Source organism: Pseudomonas sp. AC355, from assembly GCF_979258205.1.
In genome coordinates, this window is the sequence record NZ_OZ409843.1 from 4,939,893 (window position 1) to 4,956,706 (window position 16,814).

The 16,814-nt window shown below is 61.6% G+C and carries 13 protein-coding genes and 1 pseudogene; 4 read left to right on the top strand and 10 right to left on the bottom strand.

Translation table 11 applies throughout. The features are described from left to right. Positions 1 to 103 precede the first annotated feature (103 nt). A complete protein-coding gene (gene leuS / locus ACZ0AI_RS22995) occupies positions 104 to 2,710 on the bottom strand; it encodes a leucine--tRNA ligase (protein ID WP_463563841.1) in 2,607 nt (868 codons plus the stop codon). 179 nt (positions 2,711 to 2,889) lie between these two features. Between leuS and ACZ0AI_RS23000 the strand changes: the two genes are divergently transcribed. Both ACZ0AI_RS23000 and ACZ0AI_RS23005 read left to right on the top strand, forming a co-directional pair. Further along, complete coding sequence (locus tag ACZ0AI_RS23000; RefSeq protein WP_463563842.1) at positions 2,890 to 3,231, top strand: hypothetical protein; 342 nt, start codon at positions 2,890 to 2,892, stop codon at positions 3,229 to 3,231. Between the two features lie 121 nt (positions 3,232 to 3,352). Beyond that, entirely contained in the window at positions 3,353 to 4,117 is a 765-nt protein-coding gene (locus tag ACZ0AI_RS23005) for a YdcF family protein (RefSeq protein ID WP_463563843.1), read from the top strand. 155 nt (positions 4,118 to 4,272) lie between these two features. On the opposite strand, the pseudogene lnt reads toward ACZ0AI_RS23005, so the two are convergent. From lnt to miaB, 5 genes and pseudogenes are all read right to left on the bottom strand, one after another. Beyond that, positions 4,273 to 5,791: pseudogene (gene lnt, locus ACZ0AI_RS23010) on the bottom strand (apolipoprotein N-acyltransferase). 55 nt (positions 5,792 to 5,846) lie between these two features. Beyond that, positions 5,847 to 6,683, bottom strand: coding sequence for an HlyC/CorC family transporter (locus ACZ0AI_RS23015; RefSeq protein WP_225834744.1), 837 nt, complete (start codon positions 6,681 to 6,683; stop codon positions 5,847 to 5,849). Positions 6,684 to 6,708: 25 nt separating this feature from the next. Next, complete coding sequence (ybeY, locus tag ACZ0AI_RS23020; RefSeq protein WP_463563844.1) at positions 6,709 to 7,167, bottom strand: rRNA maturation RNase YbeY; 459 nt, start codon at positions 7,165 to 7,167, stop codon at positions 6,709 to 6,711. Then, positions 7,164 to 8,183, bottom strand: coding sequence for a PhoH family protein (locus tag ACZ0AI_RS23025; protein ID WP_463563845.1), 1,020 nt, complete (start codon positions 8,181 to 8,183; stop codon positions 7,164 to 7,166). Before ACZ0AI_RS23025 ends, ybeY begins: the two co-directional genes overlap by 4 nt. 120 nt (positions 8,184 to 8,303) lie before the next feature. Next, positions 8,304 to 9,638, bottom strand: a complete 1,335-nt coding sequence (gene miaB, locus ACZ0AI_RS23030) for a tRNA (N6-isopentenyl adenosine(37)-C2)-methylthiotransferase MiaB (RefSeq protein ID WP_463563846.1) — start codon at positions 9,636 to 9,638, stop codon at positions 8,304 to 8,306. Between the two features lie 211 nt (positions 9,639 to 9,849). Between miaB and ACZ0AI_RS23035 the strand changes: the two genes are divergently transcribed. Next, the gene (locus ACZ0AI_RS23035; RefSeq protein ID WP_463563847.1) at positions 9,850 to 10,173 is read left to right on the top strand and encodes a DUF1820 family protein; all 324 of its coding nucleotides are present in this window, start codon (positions 9,850 to 9,852) and stop codon (positions 10,171 to 10,173) included. A 60-nt stretch (positions 10,174 to 10,233) separates the two neighbouring features. Here the strand turns inward: ACZ0AI_RS23035 and ACZ0AI_RS23040 are convergent, their stop codons facing one another. From ACZ0AI_RS23040 to ACZ0AI_RS23055, 4 genes are all read right to left on the bottom strand, one after another. Further along, positions 10,234 to 10,782 (bottom strand): tetratricopeptide repeat protein, encoded by a 549-nt coding sequence (locus ACZ0AI_RS23040; RefSeq protein ID WP_463563848.1) that lies wholly within the window; start codon positions 10,780 to 10,782, stop codon positions 10,234 to 10,236. A gap of 271 nt (positions 10,783 to 11,053) precedes the next feature. After that, positions 11,054 to 12,343 (bottom strand): glutamate-1-semialdehyde 2,1-aminomutase, encoded by a 1,290-nt coding sequence (hemL, locus tag ACZ0AI_RS23045; protein WP_463563849.1) that lies wholly within the window; start codon positions 12,341 to 12,343, stop codon positions 11,054 to 11,056. Positions 12,344 to 12,365: 22 nt separating this feature from the next. Next, positions 12,366 to 13,010 carry a thiamine phosphate synthase gene (gene thiE / locus ACZ0AI_RS23050; protein ID WP_463563850.1) on the bottom strand — a complete coding sequence of 215 codons (645 nt, stop codon included), beginning with the start codon at positions 13,008 to 13,010 and terminating at the stop codon, positions 12,366 to 12,368. After that, complete coding sequence (locus tag ACZ0AI_RS23055) at positions 13,010 to 13,846, bottom strand: bifunctional hydroxymethylpyrimidine kinase/phosphomethylpyrimidine kinase (RefSeq protein ID WP_463566007.1); 837 nt, start codon at positions 13,844 to 13,846, stop codon at positions 13,010 to 13,012. Before ACZ0AI_RS23055 ends, thiE begins: the two co-directional genes overlap by 1 nt. Before the next feature lie 429 nt (positions 13,847 to 14,275). Here ACZ0AI_RS23055 and ACZ0AI_RS23060 point away from each other — a divergent pair, with 429 nt between their 5' ends. After that, entirely contained in the window at positions 14,276 to 16,687 is a 2,412-nt protein-coding gene (locus ACZ0AI_RS23060; RefSeq protein ID WP_463563851.1) for a hybrid sensor histidine kinase/response regulator, read from the top strand. The last annotated feature ends 127 nt before the right edge of the window (positions 16,688 to 16,814 follow it).

Consider the following 16,814-nt stretch of genomic DNA (forward strand, 5'->3'; position numbering starts at 1 on the left):
CTTGTCCTGCCGGCTCCGCTGGCCAGCATGGGCAGGCACGGGTGCCTGCGTTGCCGATACGTTGACCCGGTGCCGGCAGCATGCCGACACCTCAGTTGTCGCCTCAGTTGGCGACGATGTTGACCAGCTTGCCAGGCACCACGATGACCTTGCGGATCGTCAGCCCTTCGGTAAAGCGTTGTACGTTTTCGTTGCTGCGTGCAGCCGCTTCCACCGCTTCGCGGCTGGCGTCGGCCGGCACGTCGATCTGGCCGCGCAATTTTCCGTTGACCTGAATCACCAACTGCAGGCTGTCCTGCACCAGGGCCGCTTCGTCCACGATTGGCCATGTGGCATCGATGATCGCTTCCTCGTGACCCAGCTCTTGCCACAGTTCGTGACTGATGTGCGGGGTGATCGGGGCGAGCAGCAGGGCGACGGTTTCCAGGCCTTCCTGCAGCAGAGCGCGTTGTTGATCATTGTCCTGTGGGGCTTTCTCCAGCACGTTCATCAGGGTCATCACCTGAGCGATGGCCGTGTTGAATTTGTTGTGCTGGCCGATATCCTGGCTCGCCTGCTTGATTGCCAGGTGAATGGCACGGCGGACTTCCTTGCTGCTGTCGTCAAGTTTGGCGACATCCAGTACGCCCGGCAGCCCTTTGCTGACGTGGCCCTGAGCCAGGCGCCAGACGCGGCGCAGGAAACGGTTCGCGCCTTCAACGCCGGCGTCTGACCATTCGCAGCTCATGTCGGGCGGAGAGGCGAACATCATGAACAGGCGGCACGTGTCGGCGCCGAACTGGTCGATCATCGACTGCGGGTCGACGCCGTTGTTCTTCGACTTGGCCATCTTCTCGGTGCCACCGATTTCCACCGGCAGACCATCGGATTTCAGCTTGGCGCTGATTACCTTGGCCTTGCTGTCACGCTCAAGCTCGACATCTGCCGGGTTGAACCAGGTAAAACCACCATTGGCTTCGCGACGGTAATAGGTGTCGGCGACCACCATGCCCTGAGTCAGCAAATTCTTGAAGGGTTCATTCGACGACACCAGGCCTTCGTCACGCATCAGCTTGTGGAAGAAGCGCGCGTAGAGCAGGTGCAGGATGGCATGTTCGATCCCGCCGATGTACTGATCGACAGGCAACCAGTGGTCAGCAGCCGATTTTTCTACCAAGCCGCCTTCGTAGTGCGGCGAGGCGTAACGCGCGTAGTACCACGAGGACTCGACGAAGGTGTCCATGGTGTCGGTTTCACGTTTGGCCGGGGCGCCGCATTTCGGGCAGTTGCATTCGTAGAACTCGGGCATGCGCGCCAGCGGCGAGCCAGCGCCATCGGGTACTACGTCCTCGGGCAGCACGACCGGCAGTTGATCTTCCGGCACTGGTACGTCGCCACAGGCGTCGCAGTGGATGATCGGAATCGGGCAGCCCCAGTAGCGCTGGCGGCTGATGCCCCAGTCGCGCAGGCGGAACTGAGTGCGCGAGGCGCCGAGTTGCTTCTTCAGCAGGGCGACTTCGATGGCGTCGAAGGCACCTTCGAAGTCCAGGCCGTCGAACTCGCCGGAATTGATCAGTTGGCCATGCTCGTTGTACGCGGCTTGCCACGGAGCAGGTGTTTCGTCACCGGCACTGGTACGAACCACGGCCTTGATCGGCAACTGGTACTTGATGGCGAATTCGAAATCGCGCTCGTCGTGAGCGGGCACGGCCATGACCGCGCCGTCGCCGTAGTGCATCAGCACATAGTTGGCGACCCACACGGGCAGTTTCTCGCCGGTCAGTGGGTGCTCGACGAACAGTGGCGTGGGCATGCCACGCTTTTCCTGAGTGGCGACGTCGGCTTCCGCCACGCTGCCGGCTTTGCATTCAGCGATGAACGCCTGCAGCTCAGGGTTGTTCTGTGCGGCCAGCGTCGCCAGCGGGTGTTCGGCGGCCACCGCGACATAGGTCGCGCCCATCAGGGTGTCTGGACGGGTGGTGAAGACTTTCAGTACACCCGCTGCGCCGATGGAGTCGACGTCGTAAGGGAACTGCACTTCCATGCCACGGGATTTGCCGATCCAGTTGCGCTGCATGGTCTTGACCTGTTCCGGCCAGCCATCCAGTTCATCCAGACTGCTCAAGAGCTCATCCGCGTAGGCGGTGATCTTGAAGTAGTACATAGGAATTTCGCGCTTCTCGATCACCGCGCCGGAGCGCCAGCCGCGGCCGTCGATGACCTGCTCGTTGGCCAGTACGGTCTGGTCGACCGGATCCCAGTTCACGGTGCCGTTCTTGCGATAGATCACGCCTTTTTCGAACAGGCGGGTGAACAGCCATTGTTCCCAGCGATAGTAGTCCGGCTTGCAGGTGGTGATTTCGCGTGACCAGTCCACCGCCAGGCCCAGGCTGCGCAGCTGGGTCTTCATGTAGGCGATGTTTTCGTACGTCCACTTGGCAGGGGCCACGTTATTTTTCATGGCGGCGTTTTCCGCCGGCATGCCGAAAGCGTCCCAGCCCATGGGCTGTAGTACGTTCTTGCCCTGCATGCGCTGGTAGCGCGCGATCACGTCACCGATGGTGTAGTTGCGCACATGGCCCATGTGCAACTTGCCGCTCGGGTAGGGGAACATTGACAGGCAATAGAACGTGTCCTTGCCGGGCTGCTCGCTCACTACAAAGGATTTCTGCGAGTCCCAGTGGGATTGCGCGGCGGCTTCGATTTCGCGTGGCTGATACTGTTCGTGCATGGCTACTTGCGCTAGGGAAAGGGGCTTTCGGGAAACGCCGTAGCATACATGACCCCCCTTGACGGTGGGAAACGTTGATTGCTCTGCCTGGCGTGTACGTCGCCGTTTGTCGCGGTGCCCGGCTCTCTTTGGGGCGAGCGCTAAGCTCAGTTGCAGGGCGTGCTGCCCGGAGGTGTGCGATGGAGCATTTAACAGGTGTCGATGACGAGGCTGATCCCTACGGGCGTTTGCTGGAACGGCTGACTTCAGCACTTGATGAAGCCAGCAGCCTGGCGCGTTTATCCGCAGAGCCGCCGGCTGAAATGGAGGTGCGTGGGTTGTCTACTGCCGAGCTGGCACTGATCACCGCTTACCTGGCCAATGATCACGACTGGCTGAAGGATTGGCATGCCACCGCTGCACAGCAATATTCGTCTGCCGTGGTGTTTTCTGAGCCTATTCGACCACCGTTCAAGCGTCAGTCGCTCTTCTCTTGTGGGCAGCACTGGCATGCCTCTGCTGTGCTCTTACGCGATGCGTAACGTGCCGCTAATCGCCTGTTCGTAGATTTCGTCTGGCTGCCTTCATCACATTCAAAGGTGCCTCGGCTTGCGCTGAAACGCGAACAGACCCTAGGCTTCGACCCTTTTGTGGAGGTGCTCGATGCCGTTTCGCTACATGCTCAAGCAATTCTTCATGCCGCCCGGCATTCTCCTGCTGCTGCTCATGCTCGCCTGGTTTCTGCGGCGGCGCTTTCCGCGACTGGCGGCAGGCTGTTTCGCTATCGGGTTGGGTGGGTTGTGCTTGATGAGCCTACCGGTGACGGTGGAGTGGACGGCGCGACTGATCGAGCGTGAGCCTGCTTTGCTTGCGCAGCAGTGGGCTCAATTGGCGCAACGTGCGGACGCTATCATCGTCTTGGGTGGCGGGCGGGAGTCTGCAGACCCAGCGTGGGACGGTGATCAGCCCAGTGCCATAGCGTTGGAGCGTACCCGCTATGCGGCGCGTCTGGCCAAGGCGTCCGGGTTACCGGTGCTGACCACGGGCGGGCTGCATTTTGGGCGACCGCCGAGCGAGGCAGCGCTGATGGCTGAGGTGATGCGCGAGGATCTGAGTGTCGAGGTGCGCTGGCGCGAAGAGCGCAGCCGTACCACCTGGGAGAACGCAGTGGAAACTGCCGCCATACTCCAGCCTGAAGGTATCAAACGTGTGGTACTGGTCACCCAGGCCTGGCATATGCCCCGCTCGCGCTGGAGTTTCGAGCAGGCAGGCTTTGAGGTGGTGGCTGCGCCGGTGGGGTTTATCGGCGTGCCCAATGACCGCCCGCTAGGCGGTTGGCTACCAGAGGGCAAGGCTTTCTGGCAAAGCACCTTGCTGCTCAATGAAGTGATCGGTTCCCTTGCCTACCCACTGGTCTATGGGCGTTAAGCCGGTACTGGCACAGATGTGGCGGAAGCGGCCGTTCGTTGTGGGGCGCCAATTGGTGGGCTGAAGCCCACCCTACCCAAGATACGCGGCTGTAGGGTGGGCTTCAGCCCACCAAATCGAACGTCCGCTTTCGCCTTATGGCCGTCGTTGAGCCGTTACGCCACACCCTTGCGGCGTCGGGCCAAAGCCCAGCCCAACAGCAGGGTACACAGGATGATCAGTGGCCAAGAGCGCCATTGCAGGTACGGCGTCAGGTGCTGCATGGGCTGCACTTCACCGTAGAGGGTGCCTTGTTCGAACTGCGGCAGGCGCTCGGTGATGCGGCCGAAGGGGTCGATCAGCACGGTCACGCCATTATTGGTGGCACGGATCATCCAGCGGCCGGCCTCCAGCGCGCGCATCTGGGCCATCTGCAGGTGTTGCAGCGGGCCGATCGAGGTGCCGAACCAGGTGTCGTTGCTCACCGTTAGCAGCAGATCGCTCTGCGCGGAGAGGTTGGCGGCGAACTCGGGGTAGACCACTTCGTAGCAGATGAATGTCGCGATGCGATGCCCTTTGGCCTCCAGCAGTGGTTGATCGGCCGCGCCGCGGGCGAAATCGGACATCGGCAGGTCGAAGAAGGCGATCAGGCCGCGCAGCACTTCCTGCAGCGGTACGTACTCACCGAAAGGTACCAGCCGTTGTTTGAGGTAATCGCCGCTACCCTGGCCGACCACGCTAACGCCATTGTAGTAGCGCTGTTCGCCACGCTCGTTGGGCTGACGGATCGGCACGCCGGTAATCAGTGCACTCTGGCGGTCGCTGGCGAAACGATCCATCACGCTGAGATAGCCAACGGCTTGTTCCTTGAGCACCGGCACTGCGGTTTCCGGCCAGATCAGCAAATCGGTCGGTTTACTGCTGAAACTCATGTCGCGGTACAGCGCGAGTTGCGCATTGAGCTGTGCCGGATCCCACTTGAGGTTCTGTTCCACGTTGCCCTGAATGGCCGCAACGCTGAGCGGCTCGCCTGCCGGCGCCGGTCCAGGCGTGACCCTTGAGCAGCGCGCCGCTCAGCCAGGTCGCGATCAACAGGCCGAGTGCTGCAGCCAGTTGCGGCTTATGCCGATAGAGCCGCGTCAGGTTGACCAGCAGCGCCGCGCTCAGCGCCAACGCAAAGGACAACAGCCACACACCGCCCACTGGCGCGAGACCAGCCAGCGGGCCGTCGAGTTGGCTGTAACCGGCGTAGAGCCACGGGAACCCGGTGAGGAACCAGCCACGAAAAGCTTCCTGGACGACCCACAAGGCAGCGAACGTCAGGGCGTCCGTTACCGGCGATGCATTGCGGCGCAGCACTAGCGCCCACAGCCAGCCCAGCAGAGCAAAGAACAGACCGAGGCCGGCAACGAAACCCAGGGTCAGGAACGCCGCCAGAGGCGGTGAGGCTGCGCCGTAGTCGTGAATGCTCACGTACACCCAGCTGGTGCCGGAGGCGAATAGGCCGAAACCGTACCACCAGCCGCGCCACGCGGCCTGGCGCGGTGTCAGGTCGCGCAGTCCGCAGTAGAGCAAGGCGATCGACAGCAGCACCAACGGCCAGATGCCGTAAGGCGCCAGGGCAAGGGTGGTAAGTGCGCCTGCGAGGAGGGCGACCAGATTGCCGGGCCAGCCGGGGCGGAACAGTCGATTCATCGGGATGCTCGTGAGGGGAGTGAGAGGCGCCCTGTTTACAGGGCGCTACAACGCGTCAGCGGGCCAGCGGCGTTAGACGCAGCAGATGCACGCGGCGGCTGTCGGCATTCAGTACGCGGAAGCGGAACTCGCCGATCACCGTCACTTCGTTACGCTTGGGCAGGTGGCCGAAGGCGCTCATCACCAGGCCGCCGACGGTGTCGAACTCGTCGTCGGAGAAGTCGGTGGTGAAGGCTTCGTTGAAGTGGTCGATAGGCGTCAGCGCCTTGACCAGGAAGTCGCCGCTGGGCAGCGGTTTGACGTAGCTGTCTTCCTCGACGTCATGCTCGTCCTCGATGTCGCCGACGATCTGCTCGAGCACGTCTTCGATGGTCACCAGGCCGGCGACGCCACCGTATTCGTCGATCACCACGGCCATGTGGTTGTGGTTGGCGCGGAACTCGCGCAGCAGCACGTTGAGGCGCTTGGACTCTGGTACGAAAGTCGCCGGGCGCAGCATGTCGCGGATGTTGAAGTCGGGCTGGTCGGCTAGCAGCAGCGGCAGCAGATCCTTGGCGAGGAGGATGCCGAGCACGTCATCGAGGGTTTCGCCAATCACCGGATAACGTGAGTGCGCCGCTTCGATGATCACCGGGAGGAATTCTTTGGGAGACTGGCTGGCCTTGATGGTGACCACCTGGGAGCGCGGCACCATGATGTCGCGAACCTGCAGATCCGCGACCTGGATGGCGCCTTCGACGATGGCCAGGGCCTCGCTGTCGAGCAGTTTGTTCTGGTGCGCATCGCGCAGAACTTCCAGCAGTTCCTGGCGGTTCTTCGGCTCATGAGCAAAAGCCTGGGTCAGTTTATTCAACCAGGACTTCTGCTCGTTGCTCGATCGGTCTTCGCTCATGGGGGTTTACTCGGGATCCTTGCTTCTATTCGTCGCCGGCATACGGGTCGGGATGACCCAGCTCGGCGAGCAATAATCGTTCCAGCGCTTCCATCTCCTCGGCTTCCTCATCATCGATGTGGTCGTAGCCGAGCAGGTGCAGGCAGCCGTGTATCACCAGATGCGCCCAATGCGCCTCCAATGTCTTGCCTTGTTCGATGGCTTCGCGCTCGACCACTGGTACGCAGATCACCAGGTCGCCAAGCAGCGGGATATCCAGCAAATCATCAGGTACATCGGCGGGAAAGGACAATACGTTGGTGGCGTAGTCCTTGTGTCGCCAGGTGTGATTGAGCTCGCGGCCTTCGGCCTCGTCGACCAGGCGGATGGTCAGTTCCGAGTCTGCCGTGCGCTGGCGCAGGGCCAACTCACACCAGGCTTGAAAGGCACCCTCGGCGGGTAACTGGTCGCCGTCACTGGCGACCTGCAGATCCAGTTCGATCATGTGTCTGACCTGGCACCCGGGTCGTTGTCCGCCGGGCGGCGGTCGAAGGGCTTATGTTCGGTTTCGAAGCGCTCGTAAGCCTCGACGATGCGCTGCACCAGTGGGTGGCGCACTACGTCCTTGGGTTTGAAGTGAGTGAAGCTGATGCCCGGCACGCCATTGAGTACCTCGAGCACGTGAGTCAGGCCACTCTTGGTGCCGCGCGGCAGGTCGACCTGGGTGATGTCGCCGGTGATCACTGCCGTGGAGCCGAACCCGATACGGGTCAGGAACATCTTCATCTGTTCCATCGTGGTGTTCTGGCTCTCATCGAGAATGATGAAGCTGTTGCTCAGCGTGCGGCCGCGCATGTAGGCCAGCGGCGCGACCTCGATCACCTGCTTTTCGATCAGTTTGGCAACCTGCTCGACACCCAGCATCTCGTAGAGCGCGTCGTACAGCGGGCGCAGGTAAGGGTCGATTTTCTGCGACAGGTCGCCAGGCAGGAAGCCCAGCTTCTCACCGGCCTCGACCGCCGGGCGTACCAGCAGGATGTGGCGGATCTGCTCGCGTTCCAGTGCATCGACCGCGCAGGCCACGGCCAGGTAAGTCTTGCCTGTACCTGCCGGGCCGATGCCGAAGTTGATGTCGTGGTCGAGGATCGCTTTCACGTAAAGCTGCTGGTTGGCGCCACGCGGACGAATCATGCCCTTGCGGGTGCGCAAGGCGATGTGGGTGTGGGCGCTGGGGTTGTTCAGCTCCTCGATACCTGATTCTTGCAGGAACAGGTGCACTGTATCCGGCGATAGCTCGGCGCTGTCGGTTTCGCGATACAGGCGACGTATCAGGTTCTCGGCAGAGGTGGTTTGCCCTGGCTCGCCGAGCAGCTCGAACTGATTGCCGCGGTTACGGATCTCGACGCCCAGGCGTGATTCGATCAGGCGCAGATGCTCGTCGAATTGCCCGCTGAGGTTGGCGAAGCGCTTGGCTTCAAAGGGTTCGAGGGTGAAACGATGAGGTTCTATGGATGTATTCAAAGTTGTATTTTGGCCGCCAGTCGGCTGAGTTGAAGGCAGAGAATAGCGCTAGCCGTCGCCGGGGGAAAGCACGGTCGATGACCGTGCTGCGCTGGTGGCATGTTCTAGGGCGTCCTGCGCTCAGTGGCGCTCGATCAGCGTGCCACGCAATGAATGCGGCATCGCCTCGTCGATATGCACATCGACGAACTGGCCGATCAGCTGCGGGTTGTCACATGGGAAGTTGACGTAACGGTTGTTCTCGGTACGGCCCTGCAGCTTGCCGGGATCCTTTTTCGAGAAGTCGTTGACCAGAATGCGCTGCACGCTGCCGACCATGCGTCGGCTGTTTTCGAAACCCTGCTGGTTGAGGCGATTTTGCAAAATTTTCAGGCGCTGCTTTTTCACTTCTTCCGAGGTGTTGTCGACCAGATCGGCCGCCGGGGTACCGGGGCGCGAGCTGTAGACGAAGGAGTAGGAGAAGTCGAAACCGACCTCTTCCACCAGCTTCATGGTTTGCTCGAAATCTTTCTCGGTTTCGCCGGGGAAGCCGATAATGAAGTCCGAACTGATGACGATATCCGGCACTGCAGCCCTGAGCTTGCGGATACGCGACTTGTATTCCAGCGCGGTGTGGTTGCGCTTCATCGCCGCGAGAATACGGTCGGAGCCCGATTGCACCGGCAGATGGAGGAATTTCACCAATTCAGGGATCTCGGCATGGGCCTTGATCAGCGCGTCGGAGAACTCCAGCGGATGGCTGGTGATGTAGCGAATGCGGTCGATGCCATCGATAGCTGCGACCAGGTACAGCAATTCGGCGAAGTCGGTGATACCGCCTTCGCGATTGGTACCCCGGTAGCCGTTGACGTTCTGGCCAAGGAGGGTCAGTTCGCGCACGCCGTTTTCGGCTAGATGGATGATTTCGGTCAGCACATCGTCCAGTGGGCGGCTGACTTCCTCACCGCGGGTGTAAGGCACCACGCAAAAGGTGCAGTACTTGCTACAGCCTTCCATCACGGACACGAGCGCGCTGGGGCCGTCGACGCGTGGCTCGGGCAGACGGTCGAACTTCTCGATCTCGGGGAAGGAAACATCCACTTGAGCGATCCTGGTGCTGCGTGCCGCATCGATCATCTCTGGCAGGCGATGCAGGGTCTGTGGGCCAAAAACCACGTCGACATAGGGCGCGCGATCACGAATCGCCGCGCCTTCCTGGCTAGCCACGCAGCCGCCAACGCCGATCACCAGATCCGGGTTCTCCAGCTTCAATTCACGCCAGCGGCCCAGTTGAGAGAACACCTTGTCCTGGGCTCTTTCGCGGATCGAGCAGGTATTGAGCAGGATGATGTCGGCGTCTTCCGCGCGCTCGGTCACTTCCAGGGCCTGATGCTCGCCCAGCAGGTCGACCATGCGCGAGCTGTCGTACTCGTTCATCTGGCAACCGTGGGTTTCGATATAGAGCTTCTTGGTCATGGCACTGCCTGGAATAATTGGAAAATAGTGCGAGGGATTTTTAACGTCGCGGTAGCGAGGGCCCGCCTGTAGCCGGCCATAAATATGACCGTTCATTATAAGGGCCTTGGCCGACCGAGGCCACAAGCTATGGACAAGAGGAGGCGACCTCGTGCCCAGTAGGCGTGCTAAGATTCGCGCCCTCTTATTGACTGCCAGCCAATAGCTACCCATGACCAAGCGTGAACCGATCTACAAGGTGATTTTCCTCAACCAGGGCCAGGTGTTCGAAATGTACGCCAAGCAGATCTTTCAAAGTGATCTGTGGGGGTTTCTGGAAATCGAGGAATTCGTCTTTGGCGAGCGCACCCAAGTGGTCGTCGATCCCAGCGAAGAAAAGCTCAAGGCCCAGTTCGATGGCGTGGTGCGCAGCTTCGTGCCCATGCATTCGATCGTGCGCATCGATGAAGTCGAACGCCTGGGTACGCCGAAGATCAGCGAGGCCAAGGGCGGCGGTAATATCATGCCGTTCCCCATGCCGATGCCTGATAAATAAGCAACAGGCTGCAGGCTGCTGGCAACCCGTTGGTTGTGACGGGAGCCTGCCTGGCGTGACTTATTTCAGTGGGGCGAAAGGCGACAGGCCGTCGGCGGCCTGCAGTTCCTGCAGATAATTGCGGAAAATCTGCCCCAGCACTTGGGTGGCGACTTCGAGCTCGGCTCTTGGCATTTGCAGCGATACTTCGTCGGCGCTGTCCATGGCTTCGTCTGAGCCATTGACCGCGGCCATCTTCAGCACGATATAAGCCTGCACGTTATTGGCGGCCACACCTTCGCCACGGAAGAACATCATGCCCAGGTGATATTGCGCCTGCGCATGGCCTTGCAGCGATGCGCGCTCGAACCAGTTGAGTGCCTGGGGAAGGTCGCGCTCGGTAGCCCTGCCGTCGTAATAAAACTCGCCAAGCTCGTACTGCGCCTGAGCATCACCGCCTTCGGCAGTCTGCTGGCAGGCCTGCAAGGCGTCGGGCAGGTCTTCGGGGGCGACGTTCAGCGAACAGCTACCGGTCGCCGGGATCAGCAATGAGTTTCCGTCCGCCAGTGCAAGCAATGGCAGCAGGAGCAACAGGCAGCCCAGAGACAGGGTGCGGCCGGTGCGCTTCATGAAGATCCGAATACCTCGAGGTGCTGACAGGGTGGATGACGGCGAAGCAAATGCGTCCGCCATCACATTATGAAATAAGCCGCACCGTTCTTACAAAGTGTTTGGCGCCTTTTCTGCCCCATCGTGGCGCGCATCGACCGCTGTTAGCTGCGAATTGCGCCCCGATGCGGCTAAAACCGGCGGCTGATGCCTTATAGAGGATCAGCCGCAGAGCCACATGCTCGACCATTATGCGCGCGAATCAAGAAAAGCCGCGCATGCACGATCGAGATCACGCCTGCTTGAGGCTAGCGAACGCGCGTTCGGCGGCGTCCAGAGTCAGTTTCAGCTCGGCTTCGCCGTGGGCGATGGAGGTGAAACCTGCCTCGAACGCACTCGGTGCCAGGTACACGCCGCCTTCCAGCATCAGGTGGAAGAAGCGCTTGAAGCGTTCTGCATCGCTGGCCATTACGTCGTCGAAGGTGACGATGTCGTCGGCGCCGCTGAAATACAGGCCGAACATGCCGCCCGCCTGAGTGGTGACGAAGGGGATGCCGGCCGCATCGGCGCGCTCCTGCAGGCCCTGCAGCAGCTTGCTGGTGTAGTCGCTCAGTTCGGTATGGAAGCCCGGGCGGCTGATCAGCTTCAGGGTGGTCAGGCCGGCGGCCATGGCCAGCGGGTTGCCGGACAGTGTACCGGCCTGGTAGACCGGGCCGAGCGGGGCGATACGCTCCATGATCGCGCGCTTGCCACCGAAGCAGCCCACCGGCATGCCGCCACCGATGATCTTGCCGAAGGTCGACAGGTCCGGCGTGACGCCGTAATGCGCCTGGGCGCCGCCAAGGGCGACGCGGAAGCCGGTCATCACCTCGTCGAAGATCAGCACTACGCCGTGCTTGTCGCACTGCTCACGCAAGCCTTCAAGGAAGCCTGGCGCTGGCGGTACGCAGTTCATGTTGCCGGCGACCGGCTCGACGATGATGCAGGCGACCTCGCTACCGACCTTGCCGAGCATCTCGGCGACCGCGTCGATGTCGTTGAAAGGCAGGGTCAGGGTGTGCTTGGCGAAAGCCGCCGGCACGCCCGCCGAGTTCGGCACGCCCTGGGTCAAAGCGCCGGAGCCGGCTTTGACCAGCAGGCTATCGGAGTGGCCGTGGTAGCAGCCTTCGAACTTGATGATGCTGTCACGGCCGGTGTAACCACGGGCCAGACGAATGGCGCTCATTGTCGCTTCGGTGCCGGAGCTGACCATGCGCACCATTTCCATGGATGGCACCAGTACACAGACCAGATCGGCCATCTCGGTTTCCATGGCGGTCGGCGCGCCGTAGGAGAGGCCATGGTCGAGCTGACGGCGTACCGCGTCGAGCACTTCGGGGTGGCTGTGGCCAAGAATCATCGGGCCCCAGGAACCCACGTAATCGACATAGCGCTTGTCGTCCTCATCCGTCACGTAGGCGCCTTCTGCGTGCTTGAAGAACAGTGGCGTACCGCCCACGCTCTTGAAGGCGCGAACCGGCGAGTTGACGCCACCGGGGATGTGTTTCTGGGCGTTGGCGAAGAGGATTTCGGAGCGTGACATGGTAGAGCCTCTTGGAAATGAATTAGGCCGATTGGAACAGGGCGCTGAAGGCATGCGCGCGGCGCTCCACTTCGGCAGCTGAATCCGCGGCGAACAGGGCGTGGATCACCGCGATCATGCTGGCGCCCCTTTCGATCAAGGGGGCGGCGTTGTGCAGGTCGATGCCACCGATGGCGACGATCGGCAACTGCACGCGTGCCTTGGCGCTGGCCAGCAGGTCGAGCGTGGCCGCTGGTGCGCCGGGTTTTGTGTGGGAATTGAAGAAGCGCCCGAAGGCCACGTAGCTGGCGCCTTCGCGGGCAGCCTGTTCAGCCAGATCCAGGCGCGCGTGGCAGGTGCCGCCGATGACCGCCTTGCGTCCGAGCAGGGCGCGGGCCACGGCCAGCGAACCATCTTCCTGGCCCAGGTGCAGGCCGACACCCAAACGGGCGGCCAGCTCGGCGTCGTCATTGATGATCAGCGCCGCGCCGTAGCGTTCGCAGAGACCACGCAGGGCCTCGGCCTCGCGCAAGCGGCGGGCTTCATCATCGGACTTGTCGCGGTATTGCAGCACGCGTGCACCGCCAGCCAGGGCCGCCTCGACATAGGGCAGCAGCTTGCCGCCAGCGAGCAGTTGGCTATCGGTGATCGCGTACAGACCCCTTAGCTTGGCGCGGCGGGCGGGCATCAGGAGAGATCCAGCGGCAGGCGGCGAGGGATGAACTGGCCGCGGCCCGGTTGCTCGGCGTCGCGCAGGGTACGCCAGGTGTAATCCAGGGCGGTTTCGACTGCGCTGATAAGGTCTTGTCCCAAAGCTATTCGGCCAGCGAGGGTGCTGGCCAGGGTGCAGCCGGAACCGTGATAGCTGCCGGGCAGGCGTGGGCAGGTGAAGGTGTGCTGGCTGCCATCGCGCAGGTACAGACGGTTGTGCACCACATCGCTTTCGTCGCCATGGCCACCGGTGATCAGCAGGTGGCGGATGTGCGGCAGCAGCTTGTCCGCACATTCGTCAGCCGTGCCGTCTGGCAGTTCGGCGAGGATGCGTGCTTCCGGCAGGTTGGGCGTGGCGATGGTGGATACTGCGAACAACCGCTCACGCATGGCGAAGCCGACTTCGTCCTTGCCTAGCGCTCCGCCGCCGCCGGCACGCAGTACCGGGTCGCAGACCAGCGGCACACCCGGCAGTTTGTCCATGATCATCAGAACCGTCTCGACCATTTCCACCGAGCCGAGCATGCCCAGCTTGACCGCCGCTACCGGCATGTCGGCGATCACCGCATGGGCCTGGGCCAGCACCCAGTCGCGGTCGAGTACGCGAAAGTCGCTGACGTCGACGGTGTCCTGCACGGTCAGTGCGGTCACCGCAGGAGCCGCGTGGCAACCCTGGGCCAGCAGCGCTTCGATATCGGCCTGCAGGCCAGCGCCGCCGCTCGGATCGTGACCGGAGAGGCACAGTACCACTGGGCGCGAGGGGGCGAGTTGGGTAGTGCTGCGCGCATAATCAGGAATGCCGAAATCGATCATCTGTGTCACGGGTTCCGGTTGACGGGTACGGCGGCAGGCGCAGTACCTGGTTGATCGGGGTTCGCCGCAGCGGTTAGCTGGCGGCGTTTTCGTGGGGCGCGAGCTTAACATTTAATGAGTTACGGTGAGGCTGGATAGTCTCGCCGCTCAGGTGAGAGGCCAGTGCTATCGATGCTCCGGCATCCTATGTTGGATTTACACGCATACTGGTGTGCTACCCATCGAATGCCTGGCGGAGGTCGCCGCCGAGGCTCTACTGCGCTTACCTGCACAATGTACTCCCCGATTTTTCGTCGCCGTAGCGCTTGCGATAAAGCGCTGGCAGACTCTAGAGTTGCCGGCATTCCTATTTCGAGCCGTGCAAGCCAGTATCATCAAGAGGGCGTGGGGCCTTACGGTACTGCTCGACACAGCCATTAGCGGGGCTGCATGCGTTTTTTTCTGATCATTCTTCTGGCAGTTTGCCCGGTATTGGCGAGTGCTGCGCGGCCGGCCGTGTTCGACGAGAACACACGTGTCTTGCCGCTTGGCCAGATGATGTCCGTGTTCGAGGACGTGCGTGGCGACAAGACCATCGACGACGTTACCTCCAGCGCTCTGCAAGGCAGCTTTCGTGACCACGATAAATCGGTGCTGAACGCGGGTTATTCCCGATCCGCGTTCTGGTTGCGGCTCGATCTGCATTACTTGCCCCAGGACGGCTCCGTATCCGCTCGCCACCATCAGCACTGGCTGCTGGAGCTGGCTTATCCGCCGCTGGATCGCCTGGAACTTTACGAGGTGGGGGCCGATGGCCGCTTCCACCTGACGCAACGCACTGGCGATGCGCTGCCGTTCTCCAGTCGGGAAATTCGCCAGAACAACTACCTGTTCCCCCTCGACTTCAAGCCGGATCAGGTGCGGCGCGTCTACCTGCGTATTGAAAGCCAGGGCTCGATCCAGGCGCCGCTAACCCTCTGGTCGCCCACCGCCTATCTGGAAGAGCAGCCAGCGCGCATCTACATGCTGGGCATCATCTACGGTGTGCTGCTGGTGATGCTGATCTACAACCTGTTCATCTTTATCAGCGTCCGCGATACCAGTTACCTCTATTACATCCTCTATATCGCCTCGTTCGGGTTGTATCAGGTGTCAGTCAACGGTGCAGGTATCGAGTTCTTCTGGCCCGACAATCCCTGGTGGGCGAATGTTGCTACTCCATTCCTGATTGGCGCCACGGCACTGTTCGGCTGCCAGTTCGCCCGCAGCTTCCTGCAGACCTGCGAACACAGTCCTTGGATCGACCGCTGCCTGTTGCTGTTGATGCTCTGGGGCGCGGCGGTGATGGTGTTGGCGTTGACTGCCAGCTATGCCGTGTCACTGCGTCTGGCCACAGTTCTGGCGCTGGTGTTCACCCTGGTGGTGTCCGTCGCCGGGGTGTTGGCCTGGTTGCGCGGCATGCGGGTGGCGCGTTACTTCATCATCGCCTGGACGGCCTTTCTGCTCGGTGGCGTAGTCAACACGCTGATGGTGCTGGGCTACCTGCCTAATATGTTCCTGACCATGTACGCCAGCCAGATCGGCAGTGCGATCGAAGTCGCCTTGTTATCGTTGGCGCTGGCCGACCGTATCAACGCAATGAAGGAGGAGCGTGCGCGCATTTTGCAGAGTGCCACGGCCAAGCTGGAAGCGCTGAACCACGAGCTGGCCGACAGTAATCGCCTCAAGGACGACTTCCTGGCCACAGTGACCCATGAGTTGCGTACGCCGATGAACGGCGTTATTGGCTCCCTGGAGTTGATGCAGACCCTGCGCCTGGAACCGGAAGTCGAGCAATACCAGAAGACCGCGACGCGTTCGGCGCGGGACATGATGCAGATGGTCAGCGACATCCTCGCGCTCACCGAGTTGCAATCTGGCAGGCTCTATCCACGGCGCGAGACGTTCAGCTTGCGTGGCATGCTCGATGGGGTGTGCGCCAATTACGAAAGTCGCGCCCGTGACAAGGGTTTGGCCTTCGCTCTCGACCTGGATGAGCACCTGCCCGATACCGTGGAAGGGGATGCGGTAAAGCTGGCGCAAGGGCTTGGCTATCTGCTGGATAATGCCATCAAGTTCACGGCGGCTGGCAAAGTTCGCCTACGTGTACGTGGTAATGGCGAGGCGACGCTCGAGAGCTTGCCACTGAGCTTCGAGGTGATCGACGCCGGGATAGGCTTGGAGAATGTCCGCGAAACGGATCTGTACCGCCGCTTCCATCAGCTCGACACCTCGATGACTCGCCAATACGGCGGCCTTGGTATCGGCCTGAGCATCTGCAGGCAACTGGTCGATTTGCTCGGCGGTAGCCTGGCGTATGAGCCCAATCGTGCTGGTGCGGGCGGTAGCATCTTTCGTCTGGATCTGACGCTTGCCTTGCCGGTGCACAAGGGCGGTAGCGAGCCGGTGGTGCGCCGCGCCAGTGGCAGCGCCGTGCGCACACCAGAGCAATGCACGGTGCTGGTGGTCGAGGACAATGCCATCAACCAATTAGTGATTCGTGGCATGTTGCTCAAGCTCGGTTACCGTGTGCGCACCGCCGACAACGGCAGCGAAGCCCTGGAGTGCCTGCAGCGCGAGTCGGTTGACGCGATGCTGCTCGACTGCCAGATGCCGGTGATGGATGGTTTCGCTACCTGCCGGGCGCTACGTCTATTGCCCGGTTGTGCCGAAATGCCAGTGCTGGCGATCACTGCCCATAGTCAGTCCGGCGACCGCGAGCGCTGCCTGGCCGCCGGGATGAGCGACTACCTGGCCAAACCGGTGAAGTTCGACGAGTTGCGTGTGCTGCTGCATGACTGGGTGCTATGCCGCTCTGCCTGAGCCTGGTGTAGCCTGGCGACTTACCACCCATCAACCAGCCCGGCTGCACGCGGCCTGGCTTTTTCGTCTCTGCGTTTCCAGTCCGCTGATCGGTCACCTGGCTGTTATCGCGACTGACTGCCTTGCG

Coding starts and splice junctions, on each gene's coding strand:
- ybeY (WP_463563844.1), bottom strand. CDS start 7,167: ATGATCGAACTGGATCTGCAGGTCGCCAGTGACGGCGACCAGTTACCC.
- hemL (WP_463563849.1), bottom strand. CDS start 12,343: ATGTCACGCTCCGAAATCCTCTTCGCCAACGCCCAGAAACACATCCCC.
- thiE (WP_463563850.1), bottom strand. CDS start 13,010: ATGCCCGCCCGCCGCGCCAAGCTAAGGGGTCTGTACGCGATCACCGAT.
- ACZ0AI_RS23055 (WP_463566007.1), bottom strand. CDS start 13,846: ATGATCGATTTCGGCATTCCTGATTATGCGCGCAGCACTACCCAACTC.
- ACZ0AI_RS23040 (WP_463563848.1), bottom strand. CDS start 10,782: ATGAAGCGCACCGGCCGCACCCTGTCTCTGGGCTGCCTGTTGCTCCTG.
- ACZ0AI_RS23035 (WP_463563847.1), top strand. CDS start 9,850: ATGACCAAGCGTGAACCGATCTACAAGGTGATTTTCCTCAACCAGGGC.
- ACZ0AI_RS23005 (WP_463563843.1), top strand. CDS start 3,353: ATGCCGTTTCGCTACATGCTCAAGCAATTCTTCATGCCGCCCGGCATT.
- ACZ0AI_RS23000 (WP_463563842.1), top strand. CDS start 2,890: ATGGAGCATTTAACAGGTGTCGATGACGAGGCTGATCCCTACGGGCGT.
- ACZ0AI_RS23060 (WP_463563851.1), top strand. CDS start 14,276: ATGCGTTTTTTTCTGATCATTCTTCTGGCAGTTTGCCCGGTATTGGCG.
- miaB (WP_463563846.1), bottom strand. CDS start 9,638: ATGACCAAGAAGCTCTATATCGAAACCCACGGTTGCCAGATGAACGAG.
- leuS (WP_463563841.1), bottom strand. CDS start 2,710: ATGCACGAACAGTATCAGCCACGCGAAATCGAAGCCGCCGCGCAATCC.
- ACZ0AI_RS23015 (WP_225834744.1), bottom strand. CDS start 6,683: ATGAGCGAAGACCGATCGAGCAACGAGCAGAAGTCCTGGTTGAATAAA.